Genomic DNA, 26,837 nt, shown 5'->3' on the forward strand with positions numbered 1-26,837 from the left:
TTTTGTGTTTTGTTCAGTTTTCAAAGAACTTGTCCGTCGCTCAAAGGCGACTTTCTTATATTAACATCACCGAATTTAGATGTCAACATTTTTTAATGATGTCCGCTTTATATTTTTTCGTATCAGCGACGTTTATTAATATACCATTGGCTTTAATGAAATACAATACCTTTTTTATTATTTTTACATCATAAAGTGAACTTCTCTTCCTTTCCCCATATAAATTAAAATACAAACACTTTTGGCATACTACCTATTAGGATAGAGGGGGAAAAAAAATGGATTATGCTGATGCTCTTCTAAAGCTTGGACTTTCGGCTTTTCTCGGCTTTATTATCGGATTGGAGCGGGAGTTAAGAAGAAAGCCCCTTGGCTTAAAAACGTGTCTTGTCATTTCAATCATTAGTTGTCTCCTTACAATCGTTTCCATTCAAGTAGCCTATCGGCTGCCCAGTCCCGACCACATTCGAATGGATCCGTTGCGCCTCGCAGCACAAATCATTTCCGGTATCGGCTTTTTAGGAGGCGGCGTAATTCTCCGAAGAGAGAATGACAGCATTGCCGGCCTTACAACAGCGGCAATGATTTGGGGCGCGGCCGGTATTGGCATTACAGTTGGTGCAGGTTTTTATATCGAATCTATCGCTGGAATGCTGTTTCTTATTATAAGTGTGGAATTCATTCCTTTAATGATGAACACATTCGGACCTCGACCGCTTCGTCAACGTGAAATTGGTCTAAAAGTAATAGTGAACGATTTGCAAAACGTCCCAACAGTTATGGAAGAAATTCAAGGTATGGGTATTAAAGTAAACAATATGAAGCTAAAAGCACTGGACACAGGGGAGCATTTTCTACAATTAAAGCTGTCAGTTGACCAAAAACTCCGTACGCCAGACCTTTATTTCGCTATCCAAAACATTACAAATGTGCGTGGCACGGAGGTTGAGAGCCTCTAAACCTGCCTCTTCGAGTTGGCTTCCAGCTAGAAATTTATACTTTCTTACAGTGTAGCGTATCCGGCTTCTCAATTCTTAGGAGGGAACAACTTTTGAGTTCAAATGATTCAATTGTACAAACATCTCGATTGTCCATTCTTTGGCGCCTAGTTGTTATTATGGGTAGTCTGATTTTATCATTCGGTATTATCGCTCATTTCCTGGAGCCCCAAACCTTCCACACCTTCTTTGACGGAGTTTGGTGGGCTATTGTAACAACCTTTACCATAGGCTATGGAGACTTTGTTCCCCAAACATATGCAGGGCGCACAGTTGCTATCATTTTAATTTTGCTCGGAACAGCATTTGGTTCCTACTACATGGTATCATTTGCAACAGAAATGCTGAGCAGACAATATCTGAGACAAAAAGGGAAGTCTACTGTCTCATTTCAAAACCACATTATCATCGTAGGCTGGAACGAACGTGTAAAGCAGCTTTTACAGCAATTCGAAACACTTTACCCTAAAACACATCTTGTACTCATTGATGAAACATTACCTATATTGCCCAAAAAATTTGCCCATTTATTTTTTGTGAAAGGATGTCCCTATCACGATGACACCTTAAAACGAGCAAATATCATAGGTGCCCGAACGATTGTAATTACTGCCGACCAGGAAAAGGATGAGAGCAGCGCTGATACTCTGTCCGTGTTAACGATCCTCGCAGCAAAAGGATTGAATCCGTCTCTGTATTGTATCGTTGAAATATTGACAGCGCAGCAGGTAGATAATGCAAATCGCGCAGGAGCAAATGAAGTCTTGCAAACAAATAAGCTAATAGGTCATATTCTGACCTCTTCGCTCTTATTCCCAAGCGTCTCGCAAACATTCATTTCCTTCTGCAACCATTCGTCAGAAGCAGGCATTCGCCTCATTCCCCATAATAGCGAAGCAGAGGAGACGTTTCGATCCTGCAGCATACATTTCCTAGAAAAAGATACTCTGCTGCTCGGAGTGAAACGGGACGGCAAGGATTATATTAATCCTCTCCATCCCTTTCCACTTTACCCAGATGATCTGTTGATTGTACTTATGAGGTAAGAATCTTTTCCTCTGCCTCTCTCACAAGGGCCTCCCCAGTATCTACATATTTTTGATCAACTGGACCGTCTGGATTTTTCGGTTCAGAAAACTGATCGAGTGATGTTAACGCTGAGGTAAAGGTGTTCACACGATCGTCAAGTTCTTCCTCGTACACATGAGATAGCAAATAAGGAGTACCAATTCTGACAACCACCCCTCTGGCATCAAGCTCACCATTTACAGCCTCAAATGGAATACGTAAAAATTGATAGCCGTTGTTATCCGCAAGCTTATAATCAAAAGAACCTCTTTCGTACTCCCAGCCGCCGCCTATTACATAGCCGAGCGGCTTTAAAAGCTGCTCAAGCTTGTATAACTGAAATACTTGTCCTTCCAGTTTAGATGAAATAGGGATCATATCCTTCTTCCTTTCCATAACATATTCTGCATATAGCTTGCCCAAACACGCTCTCTTCCATTTACAACCAATGAATTAAGAAAAGCGGACAAGGCCCGCCTTTTATGGCAGCGTAGGTTCAGCCCGAAGTCTGCCATTTTGAGCCTTGGGAGCTAGACATCACTCCGAAAAGTTATACTTTCTGATCTTGCAAAAGAAAACTCGCTGATTGGCGAGCCGCTATGCGAAGACAGAAGCGTAGTTGCACTTATACTGCATCCCTAAAATTTCTAAATACGCCAAATCCACTTCCAGCTGGAAATTTATACGTTCCTACAGTGTAAAAAATAAAAAGGACCTTAGCAAAAGCTAAAGTCCTTTTTTGTCTTATTTCAAACGTTGTTCTAATTGCGCTTTTAATTCTTCAAATCCAGGTTTGCCAAGAAGCGCAAACATATTCTTCTTATACGCTTCTACTCCTGGTTGATCAAATGGATTTACTCCTAGAAGATAACCGCTCATTGCGCAAGCTTTTTCAAAGAAGTAAACAAGGTAACCAAATGTATACTCGTCCAATGTAGGAATGTTTACAATTAGGTTTGGCACGCCGCCATCTGTATGAGCAAGCAAAGTGCCTTCAAATGCCTTTTTATTGACGAAGTCTACTGTTCTTCCTGCTAAATAGTTTAGGCCGTCTAGATCAGTTTCTTCCGCTTCAATTTCCAACTCATAGCGAGGCTTCTCAACATTTAATACCGTTTCAAATAGATCACGGCGTCCCTCTTGAACATATTGTCCTAAAGAGTGCAAATCTGTTGAGAAGTTTGCAGATGATGGATAGATTCCTTTTTGGTCTTTTCCTTCACTCTCACCAAACAGCTGCTTCCACCATTCTGCGAAGTATTGTAATGCTGGCTCATAGTTAATGAGCATTTCAATCGTTTTTCCCTTATTATATAACGCATTGCGCACAACCGCATATTGATAAGCTGGGTTTGCCTCCAATTCGGATGTCCCGAAATCTTCATAGCCTTGTGCTGCGCCCTTCATCATCTCTTCAATATTTAAACCGCTTACCGCAATTGGAAGCAATCCAACAGCTGTTAATACAGAGTAGCGTCCGCCTACGTCATCAGGGATTACGAATGTTTCATAGCCCTCTTCGTCCGCGAAAGTTTTTAACGCACCGCGTGCTTTATCTGTTGTTGCAAAAATACGTGTGCGCGCTTCTTCTTTTCCATATTTTTCTTCCAACAATTTACGGAAGATACGGAAAGCAAGAGCAGGCTCTGTTGTTGTACCAGATTTGGAAATTACGTTAATGGAGAAGTCTTTTCCCTCTAGTACATCCATTAAATCCTTCATGTATGTAGAGCTGATATTTTGACCCACAAATATAACCTGTGGTGTACGACGCTGTTCCTTCGTTAACGTACCGTAGAAGGAATGGCTCAATGCTTCAATTGCAGCACGCGCTCCTAGGTACGAACCACCAATACCAATGACAAGCAAAATATCAGAGTCAGATTTAATTTTCTCAGCTGATTTTTGAATACGTGCAAATTCTTCCTTGTCATACGCAACAGGAAGCTCGATCCAACCTAAAAAGTCATTTCCAGTTCCTGTTTTTTCATGAAGCGCATGGTGTGATACCTTTACTGCGTCGCGTAAGTATGTAATTTCATGCTCACCGAAGAACGATAATGCTTTGGAATAATCAAATTTCACGTGTGTCATATTTCTCCCTCCAAATGTAAAAATTACGTGCCTCTTTCACTTTAACTAAACAGCGCTTGTAAATCAAGCAGACCTTTAGGTGTAAGCGTATCCAAAATAAAAGTATCCAGAAAATTCGCCAATTGGCGAGGATAGAGGTCCCAGTTACACTTTTTCCGAAAATCTCCTTCCGCATCGAATTAGCTTTCAGCTGAAAATTTATATTTTTTCACAGTGCAAAAAAGGCAGTCTTAGCTGCCTTTTTGCATTTATAGAGATGCGCGATAAATTTCCATGACATCTTCCTTCGTTAACTTCTTAAAGTTGCCGAACGATCCATTTATGACTGTTTTGTCCGCCATAAGCTCAATATGTTCATCGCCAATTTTGTAATCCGCAAGACGCGCAGGAGCACCAATTGATGTCCAGAAGCTGCGTAGCGCTTCAATACCTTCAAGCGCAACTTCACGATCAGATTTTCCTTCTATTTGTATATCAAATACACCTACAGCAAATTGCTTAAAGCGTAATACATTTTCATCAAGCACATGCTTCATCCAATTCGGGAATAATATTGCAAGACCTCCGCCATGCGGAATATCGTATACGGCCGAAACAGCATGTTCAATATTATGAGTCGCCCAATCACCACGTACCCCCATTTGCAGTATTCCATTTAACGCCATTGTTCCGCAGTACAGAATTGTTTCACGAAGCTCATAATTTTCCAAATCGTTTACCAATTTGGGAGCTGTTTTAATTACCGTTTTTAGCAAGGATTCACAGTAACGATCCTGAAGGAGGGTATTGGTTCCCTGATGGAAATATTGTTCGATAACATGCGACATAATATCGACCATACCATAAACCGTTTGATCCTGCGGCACAGTGAATGTATATACAGGATCCAAAATAGAAAACCGCGGAAAGGTAAATGGACTGCTCCATCCATACTTTTCATTCGTCTCCCAGTTGGTAATAACAGAGCCTGAATTCATTTCAGATCCTGTCGCTGCAAGTGTCAACACCGTACCAAAGGGGAGTGCTCCATTTGCTGCCACCTTGCGCGTAATAATATCCCATACATTCCCCTCATATTTCGCTCCTACTGCAATAGCCTTCGTGCAATCAATCACACTTCCGCCGCCAACAGCTAAGAGCACGTCAACATTATGCTCTTTACAGATATCTACACCTTTTTGAACAGTCGTTAAGCGAGGATTTGGCTCTACCCCACTCAATTCATGTACCTCTGTCCCAAGCTCGTTTAATATATCCATCACCTGATCATATAGACCGCTTCTCTTAATGCTTCCGCCGCCATATACAACCAATACCCTTTGACCATAGTTTGGTACCTCTACCTTCAGTTGTTCTAGCTGCCCCTTGCCGAAAATAAGCTTTGTTGGGTTATAAAACGTAAAATTCTGCATGTGTATTCCTCCTTTTTAGTAAGATGACTTTCTCTTAAAGGGAATATCCGATTAATACTTATATGAAATAAGAATGGATAACTGAAAAGTCCCTGTTTATCGGTTCACCAAATAGATTCACCGTTTCTCCACGAGACAACACCCTAAAGCATTAAAGCAAAGAAAACTCGCCGACTGGCGAGCCCTGCTCCTGGGCGAAGACAGAGGCGTAGTTGCACTTATAAATTTCCTGTTACGTTGAATTCGCTACAGGCTAGAGATTTAGCCTTGCTTAAAGTGTACCAAAAAATATCTGTTTCCTAAAAAAATATGCATAAGGAGATTGTACGAAATACATTCTATATAAGGAAGCAATAAAACAAGGAGGAATTCTTATATGAGCACTTTACAACGTATTGCTTTAGTGTTAACGATAATCGGTGCATTAAACTGGGGACTCATCGGCTTCTTCCAATTTGATTTAGTAGCCGCTATTTTCGGCGGACAAGATGCAGCACTATCACGCATTGTATATGGTCTTGTAGGACTTTCTGGCCTCATCAACCTTGGCTTACTATTTAAACCTTCTGAAGAGCTCGGCACACGCCGAGAAGCCCGGGAAGTACGTTAAGTTAACCAGAAAATAAAAAAGAAGGCTATTTGCCTTCTTTTTTATTTTCTGGTTCCCTCATCCTTTTCGAGAAGCATTGTCCCCGATCGCATAACAGACGGCGAAGGCTTTTCACTTTACCGCATTATGTTCTTGTGACTGCTCAATCCATTCTGTCAGCTTGTCACGCAGCGTATTAAAACCTGCGGCATCCGGCTTTGGAACGCACAGCACTGTCTGTCTCTTTGATAAAGATGGCTCTTGAATCGCCTTGAGTGATAAGCTAATTTTCCCGCTTTCTTCATCTACAGACAGCACCTTAACTTGTACCTCATCTCCGACTTTTAAAAAATCACGAATGTCTTTTACGTATCCATTTGTAATTTCCGAGATGTGGACCAAGCCTTGTGTAGATTCATCCAAAGCAACAAACGCACCGTATCCTTGAATGCCTGTAACCTTTCCTTTCACAACTGTCCCACGATGATATTTGTCCAGCATAGAAACACTCCTATAAATTTACCTTTTCTTCATATTAGTAAATTATACCACGTGCTCCTATTTCATTCAAAATTACGAAAAATTTTTCTATCATCACGTATAAATTGTAAAAATACGGATACAATACTAACACATGGCTTTCTAGTATTCCCCCCCTTTTTGGGACAAAACATTCATCGTTTTGTCTCTTTTTTTGTCTACAAAACGTTTGATGCGCTTAACTGCCTCCATCAATTGCTCCATAGAGGTCGCATACGAACAGCGAATATAACCGTTGCCGCTTTCCCCAAATACAGATCCCGGCACAACTGCAACCTTCTCCTCAAGCAATAGCTCCTCAGCAAATTGCTCCGATGTCATGCCTGTGGAACGAATAGACGGAAACGCATAAAATGCGCCTCCTGGCATATGACATGTTAAACCCATTTCATTAAATGATTTCACGATAAAATTTCTTCTCTGCTTGTAGCTTTTCCGCATCGCAATTACATCCCGGTCGCCTGCCCGCAGCGCCTCAATCGCCGCAAACTGCGCCATCGTCGGTGCACACATAAGCATATATTGATGAATTTTCAGCATATGCTCAAGGAAAAAGACCGGAGCTGCCACCATTCCAAGGCGCCAGCCTGTCATTGCAAAGCCTTTAGAAAAACCGGAAATTAAAATGGTATGGTCGCGCATGCCCTCAATGCTGGCAAAGCTTGTATATGATTCGTCATACATCAGCTCTGCATAAATTTCATCAGACAATACAATCAGATTATAACGTTCTACAACATCAGCAATCGCTTCTAGCTCATCCTTATTTAATGAAGTACCTGTTGGATTGCTTGGTGAACAAAGAAGCATCGCTTTCGTATGCTCTGTAATAGCTGCCTCTAGCTCCTCCGGCTGCAGCTTAAATCCGTTTTCAGGACTCGTAGAAACAGAGATTGGAATTCCTCCTGCAAGCGTAACAAGCGGTGCATATGCAACAAAGCATGGCTCAATAACAAGCACCTCATCACCAGGATTGATAATGGTTCGTAATGCGATATCAATTGCTTCGCTTGCCCCTACTGTAATGAGGATTTCTGACGCATCATACGAAACATCGAATTTTCGTTTAAAATAACTAGATGCCTCCTGACGCAGCTCCAACAGTCCAGCATTTGCTGTATAAGCTGTATAGCCCTCCTCTAGAGAACGAATAGCTGCTTCGCGCACATTCCATGGTGTTACAAAATCTGGTTCCCCAACACCAAGTGAAATTACGCCTTCCATTCCTGACGCAAGATCAAAAAATTTGCGGATGCCAGATGGCTTCAGCGATGTTGCTGTTTCAGACAAAGTGAACGTCTTCATGGCGTCACCATCATCCGCTTATCATTATTGTCCCCTTGCTCATACACAATCCCATCATGCTTATACTTCTTCAAAATGAAATGCGTTGTTGTAGATAAAACAGAATCCAGCGTAGAAAGCTTTTGTGCCACAAAGCTAGCTACCTCTGACATTGTTTTCCCTTCTAAGACAATAGACAAATCATATGCGCCGGACATTAAATAAACAGATTTCACTTCTGGATATCGGTAAATTTTCTCTGCGATTTCATCAAAGCCAACATCACGCTTTGGCGTAACCTTCACATCAATCATCGCCGTCAAGCCTTCCTTCTCTGTCACCTTCGTCCAGTCAACAAGCGTCACATAATTGACGATTACTTTACTTTCTTCGAATTTCTTCATCATCGTCTGTACTTCTTCGACATCAATATCAAGCATTTTTGCCAATGTATCGACTGGCAGACGGCTGTTCTTTTCTAGACATTCTAACAATTCCAGTTCTTTTTCAGTCATCGTCTTGAACTCCTTATCCATGTATTTTCACTAAAAGTATACAGGTTATCTAAACCTTTGAAAAATTCTCTTTTTTTTAGTGAGAGGAAGATACGTTTGCAGCCGCAAGCATCTCTCTATATTATGCCACAATTATCGACTTCGAGGAGACGAAAATATAAAAGACTGTACGAGTTCCCCTAACAGTTCTATCTTTTCCCGAGCATAGAACATAACGGAATGGGGATGATAGATAAAGAAAACTCGTCGATTGGCAAGCCCTGCCTTTGAGCGAAGACAGAGGCGTAGTTGCACTTATACTGTATTCCTAAAATTTCCCGCTACGTCGAATTCACTTCTAGCTGGAAATTTATCCTTTCCTACAGTGTAAAGAAAACTCGTCGATTGGCAAGCCCTGCCTTTGGACGAAGACAGAGACGTAGTTGCACTTGTGCTGTATTCCTAAAACTTCCGACTACGTCAAACTAGCTTCCAGCTAGAAATTGATATTTTCTTACAGTGTAAAAAACTAATGGGGTGATAAAAGATGAAGCAACAGGAGCAGTTCCCTCTCCCTCCATTCTCTATCTACGGTATGACAGTCCATTACGAGCTATATAATTATGAGCCAAATTCAAACAAAACAACGTTCGTATTAATTCATGGCTTTTTATCCTCTACCTTCAGCTACCGTCGCCTGATTCCGCTGCTCGCACAGCACGGGGCCGTTGTCGCTCTCGACTTACCACCGTTTGGAAAGAGTGACAAATCAAAAGATTTTACATATTCGTATCGGAATATGGCAAATATCGTTGTTTCTCTTGTTGAGCATTTACACCTTTCAAATATCATTCTTGTTGGACATTCTATGGGTGGACAAATTGCATTGTACATTAGCAAACAACGTCCTGATCTTGTGGATAAAACAGTACTCATTTGCAGCTCGGGATATTTACCAAAATCACACTTTTCCCTTGTCTACTCCTCGTACTTGCCATTTTTTTATTTGTACATTAAAAACTGGCTTGTGCGAAGCGGCGTACTGAAAAATTTGCTCAATGTTATTCATGATCGTTCACTGATTGATGACGAAATGATGCAAGGCTATGCTGCACCATTTTTTGATGAACGTATCTTCCATGCTTTAACACGCATGATTCGCGACCGGGAAGGAGACTTACCATCCTGTGAACTGCAGCAAATTGAAATACCATCTCTCCTTATTTGGGGAGAAGAAGATAAGGTCGTTCCTATCTCTGTAGGAAAACGCCTGCATAGTGATTTAAAAAACTCACGATTTATTTCCTATGAAAAAGCAGGCCATCTGCTTCCGGAAGAAAAGCCGCAGCATGTATATGAGAATATTGTGGAATTTGCCGGCATCTCCGAAGCACAATAAATAGCTCCCGTTTATTTTTCTGAATCCATTACGAGCAAATCACGAAAGAAGACGGCCTCGGCATGGAGAGGCACAGCTGCACTTACACTTTGCTCCTAAAATTTCCTGCGTCGAATGTGCTGCTGGCTGGAGATTTATACTCTTAAAGTGCAGTAAAAAGATGAGTCCACACAAGACTCATCTTTTTCATTCCCTATGACCAAACCGAGCTCTATCTGCAGCTTCCTGCATTTTTAATGCTCAACAGTCTCTCTGCAAGCTGCTTGCATTTTTCTATCGCAACGACTTCTTCAAAGGACATAAAATAAACATGCTGAATTTTTCTGGAAATGTAGTCAGCATCATCAAATGAATCAGCAATTTGCACGACATCGACAGCTTCGGTTTCGTAAAAGTCAGAACCATAGCTAAACGGATCCCATTCCTTTACTATCTCAACCATCTGTGCGTACACGTTGTCCATAAATTTACTCCTTTTTTTTACAAGATTGACTTCTTTCTTTATTGTAACACATACGCTATGCTGAAAAAAAAGGGTATCAACAAGGGAGGATGAACATTTGTGAAAGAATTTGATAAAACGATCCATCGACGCGGAACCAATTCTGTGAAATGGGATTTACATAAGGACGATGACTTGCTGCATTTATGGGTGGCAGATATGGATTTCGCTGCACCACAAGCGATTCAGGACGCTCTGCGGCAACGAGTAGAGCATGGGGTTTTCGGATATACATTTGGCAGCGAGGATTTATACCGCGCCATTATCCATTGGACAAAGGAACGTTATGCATGGAGTATCGAGAAAAGCTCCATTGTGCTTACACCTGGTGTCGTGCCTGCGTTAGGTGTCGCCGTTCAAGCCTTCACAGCTCCAAGTGACAAGGTACTTGTTCAATCCCCCGTATATGCGCCATTTTTTGATATGGTGACGAAAAACGGACGAGAGGTAGTAATAAATCCCCTCATTATCCAAAATGGTCAATATGAAATGGATTGGGAAGACCTAGAGGCCAAATTCAAGCAAGGAATTCGCCTTATGATTTTGTGCAGTCCCCATAATCCTGTTGGACGTGTATGGACGAAGGAGGAGCTGCAGCGACTAGGTAAGCTGTGTATAGAGTATGATGTAATCATCGTATCAGATGACATTCATGCCGATATTATTTTCAGCGGACATGTTCATACACCGCTCGCTTCTCTGTCGGACGACCTTGCTTCACGTACTATTACCTGTATGGCTCCAAGTAAAACATTCAATATTGCCGGCTTACAAGCATCGGCTTCTATTATTCCAAACGAGGTGCTTCGAAAGCAATTTACAAAGATCTTACACCGACAAGGCTTCTACTCCTTGAATCTGTTCGCTTCAACAGCAATGGAGACAGCTTATACAAGCTGCGAGGAGTGGCTAGATAATCTACTAGTGTATTTAGAAGAAAATGCTCAGTTTGCATATAAATATATTCAAACTGAAATACCAGAGCTAAAACCATATCAACCTGAAGGAACATACTTGCTTTGGGTGGATTGTTCAAAGCTGGGACTATCAAAGGAAGCTCGTCTCAATCTTCTGCAAAAGAAGGGAAAAATCGTTGTCGAACCAGGCGAGAAATTCGGTCCCGGCGGCGAAGGATTTATCCGTCTCAATCTCGGTTGTCCAAGATCTATTTTGCAGGAAGCGTTGATTCGTTTGCGAGATGCAGTAAAGAACTCCACGCAAAATGTATAAAAGCAGTCCCACAGTACGTGGGACTGCTTTATTTTTTTGCGTCCGCTGATCTCTTCACAATCACTCCGCAGGCTAAACGCTTGCCAGACTTTCCTGTCGGCTGCGTCATGCCATCATCCGCATTTTCTGTAATAATAAGAGAGGCTCCATCTTTACGACGCAGCGTACTCTTCCCTTCCTTCAAAGATGCGTTCGGTGCCATAATTTCTGCTTTAATTTCTCCCTTATCATCCGCAATTAAATTTGGTAGATCACCGTTTTCCGCTCCATTCTGGTTCAGCAAACCATGCTCTTTTCCCCCAGGGTTAAAATGATTGCCCGAAGAAGAAAAATCAGGTGCCTTGCATACCCCTACTTCATGGATATGAAAGCCATGCGGACCAGGTTTAAAGCCTTTTGCTTCAATTTTAATCTGCAAGCCGCCCGGCTGGTCAGAAAGGGTTGCCTTCCCCACTTCGTCTCCAGATTCATTTTGCAGCTTCACTTCTACTTCCTTCGGCTCACCTTGATCACAGCCTGCAAGAAGAGCCAGCACAAAACACGCATCTAACAGTTTTCGTTGCATACAATCCCCCTCTACATTCATTCTTTCCTTATCTTCCCCCTCTCAGAATAAAACATACTAAAGAGAACTCGCCGATTGGCGAGCCCTGCCCTTGGGCGAAGACAGAGGCGTAGCCCTACTTATACTTTCTCACTACATCGAATTGTCTTCTAGCTAGAACTTTATATTTTCTTAAAATAAAAAAAGCCCGCCTCAGAGGCAAGCCCACTTATTTTGATGCCGGTGTATCCGATACCGCATTGTCCATTTCCTTTAAATTCTGTTCCATCTGTTCAAATTGCTGCTGCTCTCTCTTAGAGACCTTTATAAACATTCTCCATGTAAAAACCGCACCAAAAATAAACAACAAACACGTAACCGCCGCTGGAATATACTCAAGCTTGTTTTCTGGAAAATACAAAGGTAGCATGATCATTCCACTCCTTTACAGACGAGCATGGTTATTCTTTTTTACATTATATAGAATTACACTCAAAAAATATAGCAAGGACTTTTGACAGGCATCTTGCAAATTCGGTACGATGGAAAAAAAGGAGGTTAAAAGATGGAGGACTCACTTAAAATTGGTGATATTGTAACAGGTATATATAAAACAGGGAAATATATCGGGGAAATTACTGATATAAGACCACAGCACTATCTCGTTAAAGTATTGGCTGTTTTGAAACACCCAACACAAGGGGACTTGCATAGCGTCAAACAAGCAGATGTGCCATTTTTTCATGAACGCCGTGCTTTGGCTTTTCGAGAGCAAACAAATATCCCGCAGCAAATGGTAAAACGATACGAAGATGAAATTCCAGATTACAAGGAGTCACTTCGCCAAGCTTTAGAGCGGCAAAAGAAAGATTTGCAGGAGGATGGTTCTCCTTGGGCAGAGCGTTCCCTTGAAAATCTAAGCAGCTTACGGCTTGACTACAAGCTATAACACATGCGTCAGTACATATAATATAAGCTCATACATTACTTCCAAGCTCACATGGCGAAGACAAACGCGTAATTGCACTTACACTGTATTCCTAAAAGTTCCTGATACGTCGAATTCACTTCGAGCTGAAAATTTATACTTTCTCAAAGTAAAACTAAAGACCAAATTACTACTAACAGTAATTTGGTCTTTAATTCGTACTCACCTTTTTCATTAATTTTGTAAAATCAACTAAGTCACCAATCTTCGTTGGAGCTGGCTTAAGCAAGTATTCTTTATCCTTTTCCACTAGCTTAAAAATACTGTACGTTGTCAGTGCATCATCTAACGCACGATGATGCTTACCCGTCCCTTTTTTCCCATATGATTCTATTGCCTTCCAAAGACCCGTTTGATTGCGGTCTCCAAAAAAACGTTTGTATTCCAGCGACAAGTCACGGTGCTTGCCCTTAAGAGGATAAGAAATATTTGCCAGCCCACAGTTTTGCTTTAATACCTTTACATCCATATTGCCCCATGTAACAACTGTACTTGGATATGTCGATTCGTAGTTCATCAACCGTTCAATTAGTTCAGAAAAGGAAATCCCACTATCAATAGCTTCCTGCCTAATATTCAAAAATTTTTTGCACCGTTCTGTCAAAATAGGAAACTTTTGCGGCTTTACATATGAGGAGAATGTGTCAATTACTTCATCATGAACAACCGCTACAATCCCAACCTCAATGATTTCCGGAACGAACCCGCCCGGCTGTCTCTTGTTTTCCGGCATCGTAAACTCAAAGTCTACAAATAAAAATTGCTGCTCATTCATGACATCCCTTCCTTACCTTTTCTTTCCGTCTCATGTACCTCCATTATAGCACGTATCCACTAAAAACGCGGCGCTTCTCTCTGCTGTTTCTCCATAATTTCTCATTGTGATGTATCTTATATATATGTAACAGCAAGACAAATATTTTCATAAAACAACGCTGACAAGACGAAAAATGAAAAAATTGTTCCATTTTTTGCAGAAAATACAGCATTCACTAAAGAATAGCTTGTCTTATCATTATTTTTGTATCGGATGCTACAAGGATTCAACATCTATCAGCCTAGCTTAAGGTATACAAAAGGAAGGAGCAATGCCCCTTCCTTTTCATTTAAAATCTTGGTTCGTTTTTCCGAATCAGGAAAAGATGAAGCGGGAAGAACAAGGAACCTGTTATAAGATGAATAACCGTAAATAAGACCGAATTTGTTGTATATCGCTCTAACAGCAAATACATAATCCAAATAGCAAGAATAAGAGAAACTATTGATGAAATGAAATTAACAATCGGAATGAAGTTTAAAATAAAACACGCAACGAAGACCCCCAGCACTTTCCAGCCGGTCTCTGGACGCAAGTAGTCTGGCATCTTTGACTCTACCAAATCTCCCCATGTTTTACAGTTCAAAATGGGGATGAACGCAAAATATGCATCTTCAAGACCTTGCTTTTTTGCCATCGTGTGCAACGCAAATGCCGATAATAAATAAGCAGCAATACCCCAAATGATCATAATAATAGTAAAAACGATTCCCCACGCAAGCATGTGCTCCACTAACACTTGATCTTCCATGTGCAGCCTCCCTTATGATGTTATTTTATGCTATGCACTGTTTATTCATATGCCATCCAAGGGTTGGACTATAACATGCCCTAGCCTGTATGATAACGAGAACAAGGATAAAAAGGAGATGTTTGTATGCATCCATATTCCAGAGCCTTACAAGCCTATTTCGAACGGTACCGAAACTTAGAAAAAGCGGAACCTATGGAACGTTATATGAGAAATCAATACCCGTTCCTCGGCATGCAAGCTCCGGAGCGGACACAGCTGCTTCGCGAGTTTCTCAAGGAGCATGGTATCCCCTCAAAGGAAGAACTCCCTAACATTGTACAAGACCTATGGAGCTTACCTGAAAGGGAGTTTCAAATCGTCGCTCTCAACCTGCTAGAGAGGCAGCATAAAATTGCCGACGAAACCTTTCTCCCCCTTCTAGAGAGCATCATTACAACAAAATCATGGTGGGATACCGTTGACTATATCGCCCCGCGCTTAGTTGGTCTCGTTTTTGCCAGAAAGCCGCATCTCATTCAGGATTATATCCCTAAATGGATGGCATCAGGCAATATCTGGCTGCAGCGCACCTGCCTTTTATTTCAGCTGAAGTACAAGGACAAAATGGATACAAATTTGTTATTTTCCCTGATTCAAGAGCTCAGCCATTCAAAAGAGTTTTTTATCCAAAAAGCAATCGGCTGGGTATTGCGTGAATACGCAAAAACAAGCCCGCACACCGTTTTACAGTTTGTTTCTACACACACACTTGCTCCTCTAAGCAAAAGAGAAGCACTTAAGCATATTCAGCACACAATTGGGCATACTGAATAGGGTACATATCTCGTAAAGAAAACTCGCCGAGTGGCAAGCCGATAGGCGAAGACAGAGGCGTAGTTGCACTTATACTGTATTCCTAAAATTTCCGACTACGTCGAATACACTTCGAGCTGGAAATTTATATTTAAAGTGCAAAATCACATAAGCTGCAGCTAACCTGTATTGTGATTTTTTGCGTAACGTGTTAGAATATGGACAGTAATTTTCATATTGTAGCGATGACAGACAAATAAGTACTTGCACCGCAGCGATTCAGGGATAGTGAAAGCCTGAAAAACGCAAGGAAACGGCAGTCTCGAGCCATACTTGATAAAGTGGGCATGCATCCGCATGTCAACTAGGGTGGAACCGCGTGCATACAAGCTCGTCCCTAGGCATTACGCCTAAGGATGAGCTTTTTTATGTTTTTTAATTTAAGGAGGGTGTTAACTATGGCTTCAATGGAGCAAATCGTAAACTTAGCGAAGCATCGCGGCTTCGTATTTCCAGGCTCTGAAATTTACGGCGGCTTAGCAAATACTTGGGATTATGGTCCGCTTGGTGTTGAACTGAAAAACAACGTCAAAAAAGCTTGGTGGAAAAAATTCATTCAAGAATCTCCGTACAATGTCGGTCTTGATGCAGCAATCCTCATGAACCCGCAAACTTGGGTAGCATCTGGTCACGTAGGCAACTTCAACGATCCAATGATCGACTGCAAAAATTGTAAAGCGCGTCATCGCGCTGACAAGCTGATTGAAAATGCGTTAGAGGCAAAAGGCATTGAAATGATTGTTGATGGTCTTTCTTTCGACCAAATGGCTGCATTAATCCAGGAGCATGATATCGCATGCCCAGATTGCGGCAGCAAAGACTTTACAGAAATCCGTCAATTTAACCTAATGTTTAAAACGCATCAAGGTGTAACACAGTCAAGTGCTAATGAAATTTATATGCGTCCAGAAACAGCACAAGGTATTTTTGTTAACTTTAAAAACGCACAGCGTTCCATGCGCAAAAAGCTGCCATTTGGTATCGGTCAAGTCGGAAAAAGCTTCCGCAACGAGATCACACCTGGTAACTTTACATTCCGTACACGCGAATTCGAGCAAATGGAGCTGGAGTTCTTCTGTAAGCCTGGTGAAGATTTAGAATGGTTCACATATTGGCGTGAGTATTGCAAAAATTGGCTATTAGCTCTTGGTATGAAGGAAGGCAGCATGCGCCTTCGCGATCATGGAGAAGATGAGCTGTCTCATTACTCTAATGCAACAACAGACATCGAGTTCAAATTCCCGTTTGGCTGGGGCGAACTTTGGGGTATTGCAGATCGTACAGACTTTGATCTTAAGCGTCATATGGAGCACTCTGGCGAAGACTTCAACTATGTTGATCCTGCTACAAACGAACGCTATGTTCCTTATTGTATCGAGCCATCCCTTGGCGCGGACCGCGTTACATTAGCATTTTTATGTGATGCATATGAAGAAGAGCAGCTAGAAAACGATTCACGTACTGTGCTACGCTTCCACCCGGCTCTTGCACCATTTAAAGCAGCTATTTTGCCATTATCGAAAAAGCTATCAGAAGGTGCAACTGAAGTGTATGCAGAGCTATCGAAGCACTTTATGGTAGACTTTGACGAAACAGGCTCTATCGGCAAACGCTACCGCCGCCAAGATGAAATCGGTACGCCATTCTGTATTACATTTGACTTCGATTCTGTAGAAGACAAACAAGTAACAGTACGCGATCGTGATACAATGGAGCAGCTTCGTATGCCAATTAGTGAATTGAAAAGCTTCTTAGAACAAAAAATCGTGTTTTAAACTTACTTATAAAGAGAAAAGCCGCATAAGGTCGATTATGCGGCTTTTCTCTTCTTCATATTCTTATTTTCCTTGTGCATACTAACAAGACAGACACAAGCGAAAAGGAGATAAAAATGAATCAAACACAACGAGATAAGGAAACTCGCTCCCTCGAAGCAACAGAACGAATTGCCCGCATTGAGGATCCGCAAGGCAATGAAGTGGATGATCGAATAACAGAGGACCGGAAACCGATTGACCGTGTTCGTCTTGATATGATCAATATGGACTAATACATACATATACGAGCAATATCCCCTTGCCATTAAGACTGAAAAAAGCCTAAAACTTAATCAGTCTTTCGGCTTTTTTATTATCCAAAAGAAAAAATGTCACATCTGCCTCACAAACCAGCTAACGTAGCAATAGCTGATTTCACAAACAGTTATTCAATTTCCATTTTTTTCATGATTAATTATTGACATCATTTAATACCTGGTACTAATATTAGATTATAAAACTAGATATAAAAATGGTAAAGGGGATGAACGAATGCAATCAAAAGCAAGAATTACAGCTATTGGGACCTATATACCTGAAAATAAGCTTACTAATGATGATCTAGAAAAAATGGTAGATACAAATGATGAATGGATTGTGCAAAGAACAGGCATGAGGGAAAGAAGAATTGCTGGTGATAATGAGTATGCCTCTACACTAGCTTTTAAAGCTATTAAAAACTTAGCAGAACAGTATCATAAAAATATTGCTGACGTGGATTGTATTCTAGTTTCAACAACTACGCCTGATTACGCTTTTCCAAGTGTAGCCTGCCAAATCCAAGAGCATTTTAATATTCCGCATACAGGCGCTATGGATCTTAATGCAACTTGTGCGGGCTTTACATATGGATTACACTTGGCAAATGGTTTAATTACATCTGGTCTTCATCGTAAGATTTTAGTTGTAACAACAGAAACCTTATCTAAAGTTACAGACTACACAGATCGGACGACATGTATCTTATTTGGAGACGGAGCCGCCGCTGTCTTAGTAGAAAAAGATGAAAAATTTCCGAGCTTTATAGCTACTCATATGGGAACAAATGGAGGAGGCGGCATGCATGTATATCGTACCAATTTGTCCACTACCATGTTCGGGAACCCCTTGAGCACACGTGAAAAGATGGTTCAAAACGGAAGAGAAGTATATAAATGGGCATCACGTACACTGCCAGTTGGCATCAAAGAATTATTACGTCAAGCAGAACTGCCAATGGATGAAATAAGCTGGTTTGTTCCGCACAGTGCCAATTTACGAATGATTGAATTAATATGTGAAAAATCGGGTTTCCCGCTCGATAAAACATTAACAAGTGTAGAATATATGGGGAATACCTCTTCTGTCTCCATTCCATTAGCCTTACAAATAGGGATCAATGAAGGCAAATTAAAAAATGGAGACACTCTTTTGCTTTATGGCTTTGGAGGCGGCCTTACACATGCTGGACATATCGTTAAATGGAATTTAACCAAGAAGTATGGACAATAACAGCAAAAAGGTGCATCAACTAATTGTTGATACACCTTTTTACAATTCAATCAAACAAGCTAGATACTTTTCTTTCGAAAAACGCATTGCAACCTATATTCGCCTAAGAACCGCTTACCTTACTTCCCCCAAAGCCGCTCTTTGCTTTTCCTTTCGCAATGGATGATTTTTTGCTTTTGTATTCATCGGTATCCGGGTATGCTGTATTCCCAACATAAAAATAACGATAATGACGAGAAGCTGTATCATCACACTCCCACTCGTCGTCACCATAGTCATATTCGTATTTAGAGCAATATGGATCTTCTGGCTTAGGAGGCAGTTCATCATCCCCGCATCCAGCCAATGTGCCTCCGAGTGCTGCTGTTACGCCAAGCATAATTTTTTTTGTTTTCTTCATCCATATTTCCCCTTCCCTTTGGCAAGTATGTCCAAGGACATCAAAAAGACCTTTGCCGATAGCGGCAAAGGTCTTGCAAGACATAGTTTGCATGTCAACAAAGCCGGTGAATCAAATAATTCACGTCATGACGACTTTGTTTCAGGGCATTTCCCCTGAAGCTACTCCCCTTTGAATCCTGTATGCTGTTATACGCTACATTTTATAATATATTCAGAATGATGTAAATGATATCCTTTTTAGAACGTTGTAAGGTTTTTTATGTATTTAACTCCGCTTTTCCTTCACTGCCACCGTACAACGCGATACACAAATGAGCTGTTCATCCTCATCTACAATTCTCACATCCCAAACCATCGTCGTTTTCCCCTTATGAAGCGGTGTCCCAATTGCCGTCACAGTCCCGCTTCGCTTTGAGCGTATATGGTTTGCATTAATTTCAAGACCGAAGCAAAGCTCGCGTTCCGGGTCAATTAGATGATAGGTTCCCATGCTGGCCACTGTTTCAGCAAGTACTACCGATGCACCTCCGTGTAAATACCCAAAAGGCTGATGCGTCCGTTCATCCACCGGCATTGTTGCAATCACCTTTTCCTCATTGATCTCCACCAGCTTAATTCCAAGTAAATCAATTAACGTCTGCTTCATACTCTTCCCCTTTCCATCTTAAACCTCTCAGTTGCTTATTACCAAAATATGTATAAACCATACCATTTTACTGAAAACTATCACTGTAATCAGAAAAGGAGGCAACGTCTGTGAAAAAACTATGGTACCTTGCATTAGCATTATATTTCTGTACCCATATTGTACCAAACTACGTATTCGCTTATCAGCCTGCACGCTCACAGGAAGAAAAAAATGTAGAAGTGGGAACAAAAAAACAGGAAGGGAAAACAGATTACTTTCATTACCAGCTCACTATTCCTACGTTTGATCATATCCAAAACAAAGGTTTCGAAAAAAAATTGAATTCTTATTATGAAACAAACATCCTTTCCTTTAAGAAGAAACTTGAAGCAGAAGCGAAGAAATATTATGATGCAGCAGAGCAAACTCCAACGGCACTGCATCCATACGTCGCTCATGTTGACTATAAGATTACGTTACGTAAGGCACCCCTTTTAAGCTTATATATTAGCTACTATCAGTATACTGGCGGAGCACACGGGATGTACGAATGGAAAGCAAATACCTTTGATATAGATAAAAAGAAAGAACTCTCACTCACAGATTTATTTCAGCAGGACAGCAAATTTATCGACATCATCAAACAAGAAATAAAAAGGCAAATTGACCAAGACAGCGGCAAGTTTTTCCCAGATGCAGCAGCACTCGTAGATAAAGCAACCACCTTCAAATTTTTTCTCGAACCGGAGCACATTGTTTTGTATTATCCACTCTATGAAATTGCACCGTATGCAAGCGGAATTCAAACGTTTCGAATTCCTTATACATTGCTGGAAAATGATTTAAAATCAAATTATCGAAAAATTTTGATTGACAAGTAAAACCTTTGTCGTTACGATAATGTTAACTTTAACCACTAAGGGGTTGACATTGGGATGCGTAAATTTCGTACGGTGGATTTAACATTAGCAGCCATGTTTGTTGCACTCATGGCAATTGGTGCAAATATTACATCGTGGGCTCCATTTTTACAGGTGGCAGGCGTACCTCTATCTATGGGTCCATTTTTTGCAATTTTAGCAGGCTTGTTACTGGGCAGCAGGCTCGGTGCATTTTCCCTACTTGTATACACGCTTGTTGGGGCAGCAGGCGTGCCAGTATTCGCAAAGTTTGGTGCTGGCTTTGGTGCTGTGTTTGGTCCGACAGGCGGTTTTATCTTATCTTATATCGCAGCTGCCTATGCGGCTGGCAAAATTGTAGAGCTTAAAAAATCTCCAGGCTTTGGAACATTTCTTATTGCTTCCTTAGTAGGGATTGTTCTCGTTTACTTCCTTGGAACAAATTATATGTTCTTCGTTTCCAATGGCAAGCTGGGCTATGCCGCTGCTTGGGAAATCATGACCTGGTTTATGGTAAAGGATTTTGTATTTACAATACTGGGAGCAATAATTGCCCCGCGTCTGTATCGCGCTGTATCTCGTTCAGCAGCTGTTGGACGCAAGCAATCAGCTTAATGGCCTACAAAAAGATGACGCGTCCATGAGGATGCGTCATCTTTTTACACTGTAAGTAAGTATAAATTTCCAGCTAGGAGCTAATTCGACGTAGCCGGAAATTTTAGGAATACAGTATAAGGGCAACTACGCCTCTGTCTTCGCCCAAAGGCAGGGCTCGCCAATTGGCGAGTTTTCTTTATGTCTCCTAATCCTTCTTCTGTCCAAAGCGCTCGGCAAGCATCGCCAACGTGCGAACCATCACTCCTGTTGCGCCGGCAGGACCTAGATCGTGCTCACTTTTCGTATCAGAGGTTCCCGCGATATCAAGATGTACCCAAGGCGTATTTTCGGCAAATTCACCGAGAAATGCTCCCGCCATAATCGCATGGCCATCGCGGCCAGGAGAATTATTTAAATCAGCAAACTTGCTGTTGCGAACGCGCTCCTTGTCACGTTCAAAAATCGGCAGCCTCCAAATGGTCTCATCCGTTTTGAATGCAGCTGCAAGTACCTGCCCATAAAACGCTTCATCGTTTGTCATCGCGCCTGTTGTGTGATTGCCGAGTGCGACAATCACACCGCCCGTTAAAGTCGCCACGTCCACTAAGTAGTTCGCACCTAATTGCTTTACATATGTGATACCATCGGCTAATGCAAGTCGACCTTCGGCATCCGTATTTAAGACTTCTATCGTTTTTCCGCTCAGGGAGGTAATCACATCATCAGGCTTAAAAGCGGTTCCGCTTACCATGTTATCTGTAATCGGAATGACTGCTGCAATGTTTTTCTTTGGACGCAGCTCACCGATAATTTCCATAGCACCAAGTACAGAAGCAGCTCCTCCCATGTCTCCCTTCATACCAACCATACTTTCCCGCGGCTTTAAAGAATACCCGCCCGTGTCATATGTAATCCCTTTTCCGACAAAACCAATGACGTCCGTCCACTCCTCTTTTCCTTTATAAAGGAGTGCGACCATTTTCGGAGGATTAACAGACCCCTGATTGACCGCAAGCAATGCGCCGGCTCCCATCTTCTCTAGGTCCGCTTTTTCAAGAACTTTATACTCCATATTATATTTCTTCGCCAGCTCCACAGCATAATCCGCAAGTTCTACAGCCGTCAGCTTATTTGGCGGCATATTCACCAGCGTACGTGCGGAATTTGTTGCACGTCCATACGTATAGCCGACTGTAAGTGCAGCCTGCACTTCTTCGCGTTCTTCCTTTGTAATCACGGTAAGCGCATCAAGAGCTTTCTGTGCTGCTTGCTTTGTTTTATACGTTTCAATATGATATGTACCAAGGCAGTATGCTTCCGCCAAAATGTGTGCCGCATGAAGCGCTGTAATATCTCCAGCTACAAATGAATCTAGCAGCACAGACAAATTCTTTAGGTTCACGCTTTTCAACGTTTTGAATAGCCTGACGAAAGAATGGCGCAGCACCTCTGTCGTATACCTCTCCTTTTTGCCAAGCCCAACAAAGTAATAGCGTTTTACATTTGTTTTTCCTAGCGTATGCACCTTTGACACCGCTTTTTTCTTGGCGGAGATTTCGCCTTCCGCTAATAAAGCTGTAATATGTCCATCTAACGAATCATCAATTTCCTTGATGAATGGGCTCATATCCTTGCCTTCGAATACAGCGACAACAACTGCTTCATAGCTGCTGAGCTGCTCCTGTGTTTGAAACATAATCCCCACCTCCATCGCAACTTCTCTTCCATTATAATCCTATTCCCCTACATATGAGAACTTCAATTTCAATGTTCCTCCATATACAAAAGCAGTTGCGGAAGCCTTGGAAGCACATGCACTTCTTCAAACGGGATACGCTCTATGCTTGTTGGCATACGCTGTAAGCAATCTTCGATAAATGGATACACCTTTTCTAAATCGAGTGACCAATGAAAGGGCCGATAGGGCTGTAAATAGTTATGCGCAGCCTGCATCATCAGTCTGGCTCCCTTTACATTTCCATAACCGTAATGATACAAAGCAACACTCATCTGCAAGAGCCCTTTTAAAAAATAATTGTCACGTTCTGTCAGCCACATTGCCTCCAACAAATCGTGACATGTATAATAATCTCCCTCATTATAAGCAATAAAAAATTCGTAATACTCCATCGGATAATCTGCCATTATCCATCCCTCCATTTACCATTTCCGCTCTTTATTTCTTCATAATTTTACCAAAAATCATGAAGAAATATCGAAAAATACGGCTTGGATAGGAATCTATCACTAATTTGTTATCGCTTGCAAAATGATACTTGCGATACACTCTTCCCTATGTTAACGTTATATCATAAAAGGACAATCCTTCACTACAGAAGAAAATGAGGGCTGTGTATGAATGGGAATTTATGCATTTTAATGGACGAAATAGAGCGCATACGTATAGAAATGCATGATGCAGCTATACAAAAGGGATTTCTGCACGCCGAAACAGTCAGAATTAGTCAAATTTTAGACAAGCTCATTATCCAGCATCAAAAACAAACCCAAGATAGAAAATACCAATATTCGTTATATCAATAAAGTAATTTTACAAATTAACGAAGACAGCAGCGTAATCGCACTTATACTGTATCCCTCAATTTCTCACTACGTCGAATTGTCAGCTAGAAATTTATACTTTCTTAAAGTATAAAACAAGCCGCTCTTGCAAGCGGCTCTTTGTTGTAAGGACATCTTCATAGAAATAATCTAGAACAAAGCTGCTCTAGACTATCTTTGCTTTCGATATTGCTGTCGAAATACTTGCATTGCCTCATTTTCATTCAAACGCTTTAACTCTTCTTCTGTTAAGGTTCCATTTCCTACCTTCACTACGTAAATCTTAAGGTTCCGTTTTCCCCACTGTTTATATACATCCTGCACAGTATCGTAATACAGATCAAGAGAATTTCCCTTTATGGCTCCACCCTTATCCGCCACTACACCATAGCCGTAGCCCGGAATAAATAAAATGGTACCAATCGGGAATACCCTTAAATCTGCAGCGATAGTAGAGTATAGATCCCTTTTAACTCGCACACCTGAATACGTAATGCCATAGGATGGATCACTTGCATCTTTCCCTGTTGATTCTACTCCTGCCGTGTAGCCCGTTGCTGTCACTGTAATTGAATGATAATTTGACCAATCAACTGCCTGTTCAAGCGGCACGGTTTGCGATTGCGTATTCAGCTCCGCTGCTGTATACGCTGGAGGCTGTGCTGCAGCAGCCTTGATCACTGTCCGATTTTCATACCATTGTTTTAGGTCAAGAATAGTAACACCTGAAAACGCTTGGAATGTAACAAAAAGAGCCGCACTAAATAAACATGTCATAACTATCCGAATGAAAAATTGTCTAAATATGGTCATGCTTGTTCTCAACACTCCTTCACGCTTAGTGTTGACCAACATGACACTACTTTATGCACACAAAAAACGGATACATTTAGGAGGCCTTCTGCAGGAGAGTAACCCGGCACAAAATGCGCAGTTCAGGCAGCGTCTTGAAAATTATGCTTTGTAAAGAAAACTCGCTGATTGGCGAAAACAAAGGCGTATTTGCACTTATACTATATTCCTAAAACTTCCGACTTCGTCAGATCGGCTTTCAACTAGAAATTTATACCTTTTAACGATGTAAAAAACCTCCACAATAGGAGGTTTAAAACATTTGGTATCCTCGTTGCCGAAGCATACGAATCGTTACACCTGATAACGCTGCACCGACTAAGCCTGTCGTTAAAATAATCATATCGGCTTGACCAAGAGCAAGTATATGTGACTTTAATGCAAGAAACGATGCGGCCGGACTTTTAAAATACTCGACCACACTTACTTTATCGATAATAAATATGCAGACAAGCGGATACACAATGACCATCACCCATGTAGCCCGTAAAATCATATTTAACAGAAATCCAATTCCAAAGAACAACACAAAAAATAACAGCATTGAAATTAGTAACACCGGTATACTCATGTCTGTCTCCCCTTCTCCCATTTCTTCTCTTTTTAGTGTACTTGACAGCTTTTGGAATCGTCAATTTCCACATTGCAAAAAAAAGAGCAAAAACAGCTCACGCCGCTTCTGCTCTTTTACATATTAAAAGAAATTCAATTTTCCTTTTTTCAATACCAACAAAGGTCCACCAAGCAAGAATAAGTAACGGTTATCGATAATTTTCTTCATAAAGGCCGCCTGCCAGCCGGTTAGTTTCTTGCCAAATACAACACCAATGCCGTCATCGTGGCCTAATGAACATACAGAACCTTTATTATCAAATGTGAATGATTCAAGCTCGCCTTTGCCACGAACAAGAACTGCTAAGTTTTTCCCAAGATTATAGCCCTCTTGAATTGCAATTTGTGCAGTTGGCGGGTATGGGCGATCATTTTCAGGGCTGAAAATAAGAGCGGCATCTCCTACGATAAATACATCATCATGACCAGGAGCACGTAAGAATTGATCTACCTTAATACGACCGCGCATTGCTTCAAAGCCAGATTCTTCTACAAGAGAGTTACCACGAACACCCGCAGCCCATACTACTGTTTCAGCTTTAATTTCCTCAATTTTGTCATCCTTACTGACAATGATGCCTGTTTCAGTTGCTTCTTTAATTGCTGTACCGATGCGGAATTCTACACCTTTTTTCTCAAGGAATTTCACCGCATATTCAACAAGCTCCGGATCGAATCCAGGAAGCGCAGTTGGTGCAGCCTCTACACACAGTATGCGCACTTTTTCACGAGGGAGGTCATATTCATGCACAAGCTCAGGTACACGGTTTGCTAATTCTGCTACGAATTCGATACCTGTAAAGCCTGCACCGCCAACAACGATTGTTAATAACTCGTCACGTTTCTCAGTTGCATAACGAGAGAACATATATTCAATATGATCGCGGATTTGACGTGCGCCATTAATGTTTGCAATAGAGAATGCATGCTCCTTCAAGCCTTTGATACCGAATGTTTCAGACTCAAAACCTAAACCAACTACAAGATAGTCATACTCAAGCTCACCATTTTTCAAAATAACACGCTTTTCTTCCCCGCGGATTTCCACTACTGTATCCAACACAAAATTTACTTTACTTGTATCAATTACATCTTTAATGTTTAAACGAGTCTTATCATGATGCAGTGTACCAGCTGCATTCTCATGCAACCATGTTGTTTGATAATGATAGCTGTTATTATTCACAAGTGTAATTTCAGCTTCATTGACCGATAACAACTTCTGTAGGCGCACAGTAGTAATCATACCACCATAGCCAGCACCCAAAACAACGATTTTTGGCTTTCTCACCCTAATCACAACCCTTTTTATATATTTATAAATGAAAAATGAAGAATCACAACATCCAATTGCCACCCTTTGTGAATTTCCTCACAAGATAAACCAAGAAGATTTAATGGAAATTTTTTAT

Annotated in this window: 31 protein-coding genes; 13 read left to right on the forward strand and 18 right to left on the reverse strand. The window is 41.3% G+C overall.

Annotated features, from left to right (window positions below):
- Positions 1 to 278: 278 nt before the first annotated feature.
- Positions 279 to 959: an MgtC/SapB family protein gene (locus EP737_RS17595; protein ID WP_129729354.1), complete on the forward strand. Its 681-nt coding sequence runs from the start codon at positions 279 to 281 to the stop codon at positions 957 to 959.
- 92 nt (positions 960 to 1,051) lie between these two features.
- Positions 1,052 to 2,044 (forward strand): potassium channel family protein, encoded by a 993-nt coding sequence (locus EP737_RS17600; protein ID WP_129729356.1) that lies wholly within the window; start codon positions 1,052 to 1,054, stop codon positions 2,042 to 2,044.
- On the opposite strand, the gene EP737_RS17605 is transcribed toward EP737_RS17600, so the two are convergent.
- The 3 genes from EP737_RS17605 to EP737_RS17615 form a co-directional block, all read right to left on the reverse strand.
- Complete coding sequence (locus EP737_RS17605) at positions 2,034 to 2,444, reverse strand: YugN-like family protein (protein ID WP_129729533.1); 411 nt, start codon at positions 2,442 to 2,444, stop codon at positions 2,034 to 2,036. The genes EP737_RS17600 and EP737_RS17605 overlap by 11 nt on opposite strands.
- A gap of 366 nt (positions 2,445 to 2,810) precedes the next feature.
- The gene (locus tag EP737_RS17610; protein ID WP_129729358.1) at positions 2,811 to 4,160 is read right to left on the reverse strand and encodes a glucose-6-phosphate isomerase; all 1,350 of its coding nucleotides are present in this window, start codon (positions 4,158 to 4,160) and stop codon (positions 2,811 to 2,813) included.
- 248 nt (positions 4,161 to 4,408) lie between these two features.
- Positions 4,409 to 5,572 (reverse strand): iron-containing alcohol dehydrogenase, encoded by a 1,164-nt coding sequence (locus tag EP737_RS17615; RefSeq protein WP_129729360.1) that lies wholly within the window; start codon positions 5,570 to 5,572, stop codon positions 4,409 to 4,411.
- Positions 5,573 to 5,948: 376 nt separating this feature from the next.
- Between EP737_RS17615 and EP737_RS17620 the strand changes: the two genes are divergently transcribed.
- Positions 5,949 to 6,182 (forward strand): DUF378 domain-containing protein, encoded by a 234-nt coding sequence (locus EP737_RS17620; protein ID WP_129729362.1) that lies wholly within the window; start codon positions 5,949 to 5,951, stop codon positions 6,180 to 6,182.
- Positions 6,183 to 6,293: 111 nt separating this feature from the next.
- Here EP737_RS17620 and yugI read toward each other — a convergent pair whose 3' ends face one another.
- The 3 genes from yugI to EP737_RS17635 form a co-directional block, all read right to left on the reverse strand.
- Entirely contained in the window at positions 6,294 to 6,662 is a 369-nt protein-coding gene (yugI, locus tag EP737_RS17625) for a S1 domain-containing post-transcriptional regulator GSP13 (protein ID WP_129729364.1), read from the reverse strand.
- 141 nt (positions 6,663 to 6,803) lie between these two features.
- Positions 6,804 to 8,006, reverse strand: coding sequence for an aminotransferase (locus EP737_RS17630; RefSeq protein ID WP_129729366.1), 1,203 nt, complete (start codon positions 8,004 to 8,006; stop codon positions 6,804 to 6,806).
- Positions 8,003 to 8,500: an Lrp/AsnC family transcriptional regulator gene (locus EP737_RS17635; RefSeq protein ID WP_129729368.1), complete on the reverse strand. Its 498-nt coding sequence runs from the start codon at positions 8,498 to 8,500 to the stop codon at positions 8,003 to 8,005. The genes EP737_RS17630 and EP737_RS17635 overlap by 4 nt, the downstream gene beginning before the upstream one ends.
- A 526-nt stretch (positions 8,501 to 9,026) precedes the next feature.
- Here EP737_RS17635 and EP737_RS17640 point away from each other — a divergent pair.
- Positions 9,027 to 9,878: an alpha/beta fold hydrolase gene (locus tag EP737_RS17640; protein ID WP_129729370.1), complete on the forward strand. Its 852-nt coding sequence runs from the start codon at positions 9,027 to 9,029 to the stop codon at positions 9,876 to 9,878.
- Between the two features lie 211 nt (positions 9,879 to 10,089).
- Here the strand turns inward: EP737_RS17640 and EP737_RS17645 are convergent, their stop codons facing one another.
- On the reverse strand, positions 10,090 to 10,341 hold the full coding sequence (locus EP737_RS17645) for a DUF1871 family protein (RefSeq protein WP_246040299.1): 252 nt from the start codon (positions 10,339 to 10,341) through the stop codon (positions 10,090 to 10,092).
- Positions 10,342 to 10,440: 99 nt separating this feature from the next.
- Here EP737_RS17645 and EP737_RS17650 point away from each other — a divergent pair, with 99 nt between their 5' ends.
- Positions 10,441 to 11,610: a MalY/PatB family protein gene (locus EP737_RS17650; RefSeq protein WP_129729371.1), complete on the forward strand. Its 1,170-nt coding sequence runs from the start codon at positions 10,441 to 10,443 to the stop codon at positions 11,608 to 11,610.
- Positions 11,611 to 11,638: 28 nt separating this feature from the next.
- On the opposite strand, the gene EP737_RS17655 is transcribed toward EP737_RS17650, so the two are convergent.
- Both EP737_RS17655 and EP737_RS17660 read right to left on the reverse strand, forming a co-directional pair.
- Entirely contained in the window at positions 11,639 to 12,175 is a 537-nt protein-coding gene (locus tag EP737_RS17655) for a superoxide dismutase family protein (RefSeq protein ID WP_129729373.1), read from the reverse strand.
- A 208-nt stretch (positions 12,176 to 12,383) separates the two neighbouring features.
- A complete protein-coding gene (locus tag EP737_RS17660) occupies positions 12,384 to 12,584 on the reverse strand; it encodes a hypothetical protein (protein WP_129729375.1) in 201 nt (66 codons plus the stop codon).
- 135 nt (positions 12,585 to 12,719) lie between these two features.
- Between EP737_RS17660 and kapB the strand changes: the two genes are divergently transcribed.
- Entirely contained in the window at positions 12,720 to 13,103 is a 384-nt protein-coding gene (gene kapB / locus EP737_RS17665; RefSeq protein ID WP_129729377.1) for a kinase-associated lipoprotein KapB, read from the forward strand.
- Positions 13,104 to 13,293: 190 nt separating this feature from the next.
- Here the strand turns inward: kapB and kapD are convergent, their stop codons facing one another.
- Both kapD and EP737_RS17675 read right to left on the reverse strand, forming a co-directional pair.
- A complete protein-coding gene (gene kapD, locus EP737_RS17670; RefSeq protein ID WP_129729379.1) occupies positions 13,294 to 13,917 on the reverse strand; it encodes a 3'-5' exonuclease KapD in 624 nt (207 codons plus the stop codon).
- Positions 13,918 to 14,248: 331 nt separating this feature from the next.
- Entirely contained in the window at positions 14,249 to 14,710 is a 462-nt protein-coding gene (locus EP737_RS17675; protein WP_129729381.1) for a hypothetical protein, read from the reverse strand.
- Between the two features lie 126 nt (positions 14,711 to 14,836).
- Here EP737_RS17675 and EP737_RS17680 point away from each other — a divergent pair, with 126 nt between their 5' ends.
- The 4 genes from EP737_RS17680 to EP737_RS17690 all read left to right on the forward strand — a co-directional run bounded on the left by EP737_RS17680 (position 14,837) and on the right by EP737_RS17690 (position 18,873).
- Positions 14,837 to 15,526, forward strand: a complete 690-nt coding sequence (locus tag EP737_RS17680) for a DNA alkylation repair protein (protein ID WP_129729383.1) — start codon at positions 14,837 to 14,839, stop codon at positions 15,524 to 15,526.
- A gap of 437 nt (positions 15,527 to 15,963) precedes the next feature.
- The gene (locus EP737_RS17685; protein ID WP_129729385.1) at positions 15,964 to 17,340 is read left to right on the forward strand and encodes a glycine--tRNA ligase; all 1,377 of its coding nucleotides are present in this window, start codon (positions 15,964 to 15,966) and stop codon (positions 17,338 to 17,340) included.
- A gap of 116 nt (positions 17,341 to 17,456) precedes the next feature.
- Positions 17,457 to 17,615 (forward strand): hypothetical protein, encoded by a 159-nt coding sequence (locus EP737_RS25710; RefSeq protein WP_165350848.1) that lies wholly within the window; start codon positions 17,457 to 17,459, stop codon positions 17,613 to 17,615.
- 259 nt (positions 17,616 to 17,874) lie between these two features.
- Positions 17,875 to 18,873 (forward strand): ketoacyl-ACP synthase III, encoded by a 999-nt coding sequence (locus EP737_RS17690; protein WP_129729387.1) that lies wholly within the window; start codon positions 17,875 to 17,877, stop codon positions 18,871 to 18,873.
- A 103-nt stretch (positions 18,874 to 18,976) separates the two neighbouring features.
- Here EP737_RS17690 and EP737_RS17695 read toward each other — a convergent pair whose 3' ends face one another.
- A complete protein-coding gene (locus EP737_RS17695) occupies positions 18,977 to 19,273 on the reverse strand; it encodes a hypothetical protein (RefSeq protein ID WP_129729389.1) in 297 nt (98 codons plus the stop codon).
- A 267-nt stretch (positions 19,274 to 19,540) separates the two neighbouring features.
- Positions 19,541 to 19,921, reverse strand: a complete 381-nt coding sequence (locus EP737_RS17700; protein ID WP_129729391.1) for a hotdog fold thioesterase — start codon at positions 19,919 to 19,921, stop codon at positions 19,541 to 19,543.
- A 110-nt stretch (positions 19,922 to 20,031) separates the two neighbouring features.
- On the opposite strand from EP737_RS17700, the gene EP737_RS17705 reads away from it, so the two are divergent.
- Together EP737_RS17705 and EP737_RS17710 are read left to right on the forward strand one after the other, a co-directional pair.
- Entirely contained in the window at positions 20,032 to 20,784 is a 753-nt protein-coding gene (locus EP737_RS17705) for a DUF3298 and DUF4163 domain-containing protein (protein ID WP_129729394.1), read from the forward strand.
- A 54-nt stretch (positions 20,785 to 20,838) separates the two neighbouring features.
- Positions 20,839 to 21,417 (forward strand): biotin transporter BioY, encoded by a 579-nt coding sequence (locus EP737_RS17710; protein ID WP_129729396.1) that lies wholly within the window; start codon positions 20,839 to 20,841, stop codon positions 21,415 to 21,417.
- Between the two features lie 187 nt (positions 21,418 to 21,604).
- Here the strand turns inward: EP737_RS17710 and EP737_RS17715 are convergent, their stop codons facing one another.
- Together EP737_RS17715 and EP737_RS17720 are read right to left on the reverse strand one after the other, a co-directional pair.
- A complete protein-coding gene (locus EP737_RS17715; protein ID WP_129729398.1) occupies positions 21,605 to 23,095 on the reverse strand; it encodes a leucyl aminopeptidase in 1,491 nt (496 codons plus the stop codon).
- A gap of 68 nt (positions 23,096 to 23,163) precedes the next feature.
- Positions 23,164 to 23,544: a DUF309 domain-containing protein gene (locus tag EP737_RS17720; protein ID WP_129729400.1), complete on the reverse strand. Its 381-nt coding sequence runs from the start codon at positions 23,542 to 23,544 to the stop codon at positions 23,164 to 23,166.
- Between the two features lie 210 nt (positions 23,545 to 23,754).
- On the opposite strand from EP737_RS17720, the gene EP737_RS17725 reads away from it, so the two are divergent.
- Entirely contained in the window at positions 23,755 to 23,943 is a 189-nt protein-coding gene (locus EP737_RS17725) for an aspartyl-phosphate phosphatase Spo0E family protein (RefSeq protein WP_129729402.1), read from the forward strand.
- 189 nt (positions 23,944 to 24,132) lie between these two features.
- On the opposite strand, the gene EP737_RS17730 is transcribed toward EP737_RS17725, so the two are convergent.
- The 3 genes from EP737_RS17730 to EP737_RS17740 form a co-directional block, all read right to left on the reverse strand.
- Complete coding sequence (locus EP737_RS17730; RefSeq protein WP_425455929.1) at positions 24,133 to 24,816, reverse strand: 3D domain-containing protein; 684 nt, start codon at positions 24,814 to 24,816, stop codon at positions 24,133 to 24,135.
- A gap of 250 nt (positions 24,817 to 25,066) precedes the next feature.
- The gene (locus tag EP737_RS17735) at positions 25,067 to 25,384 is read right to left on the reverse strand and encodes a YuiB family protein (protein ID WP_129729404.1); all 318 of its coding nucleotides are present in this window, start codon (positions 25,382 to 25,384) and stop codon (positions 25,067 to 25,069) included.
- A gap of 123 nt (positions 25,385 to 25,507) precedes the next feature.
- Positions 25,508 to 26,716, reverse strand: coding sequence for an NAD(P)/FAD-dependent oxidoreductase (locus EP737_RS17740; RefSeq protein ID WP_129729406.1), 1,209 nt, complete (start codon positions 26,714 to 26,716; stop codon positions 25,508 to 25,510).
- Positions 26,717 to 26,837 lie beyond the last annotated feature (121 nt).

This window comes from Ectobacillus funiculus, from assembly GCF_004138295.1.
Lineage (GTDB): Bacteria > Bacillota > Bacilli > Bacillales > Bacillaceae_G > Ectobacillus > Ectobacillus funiculus.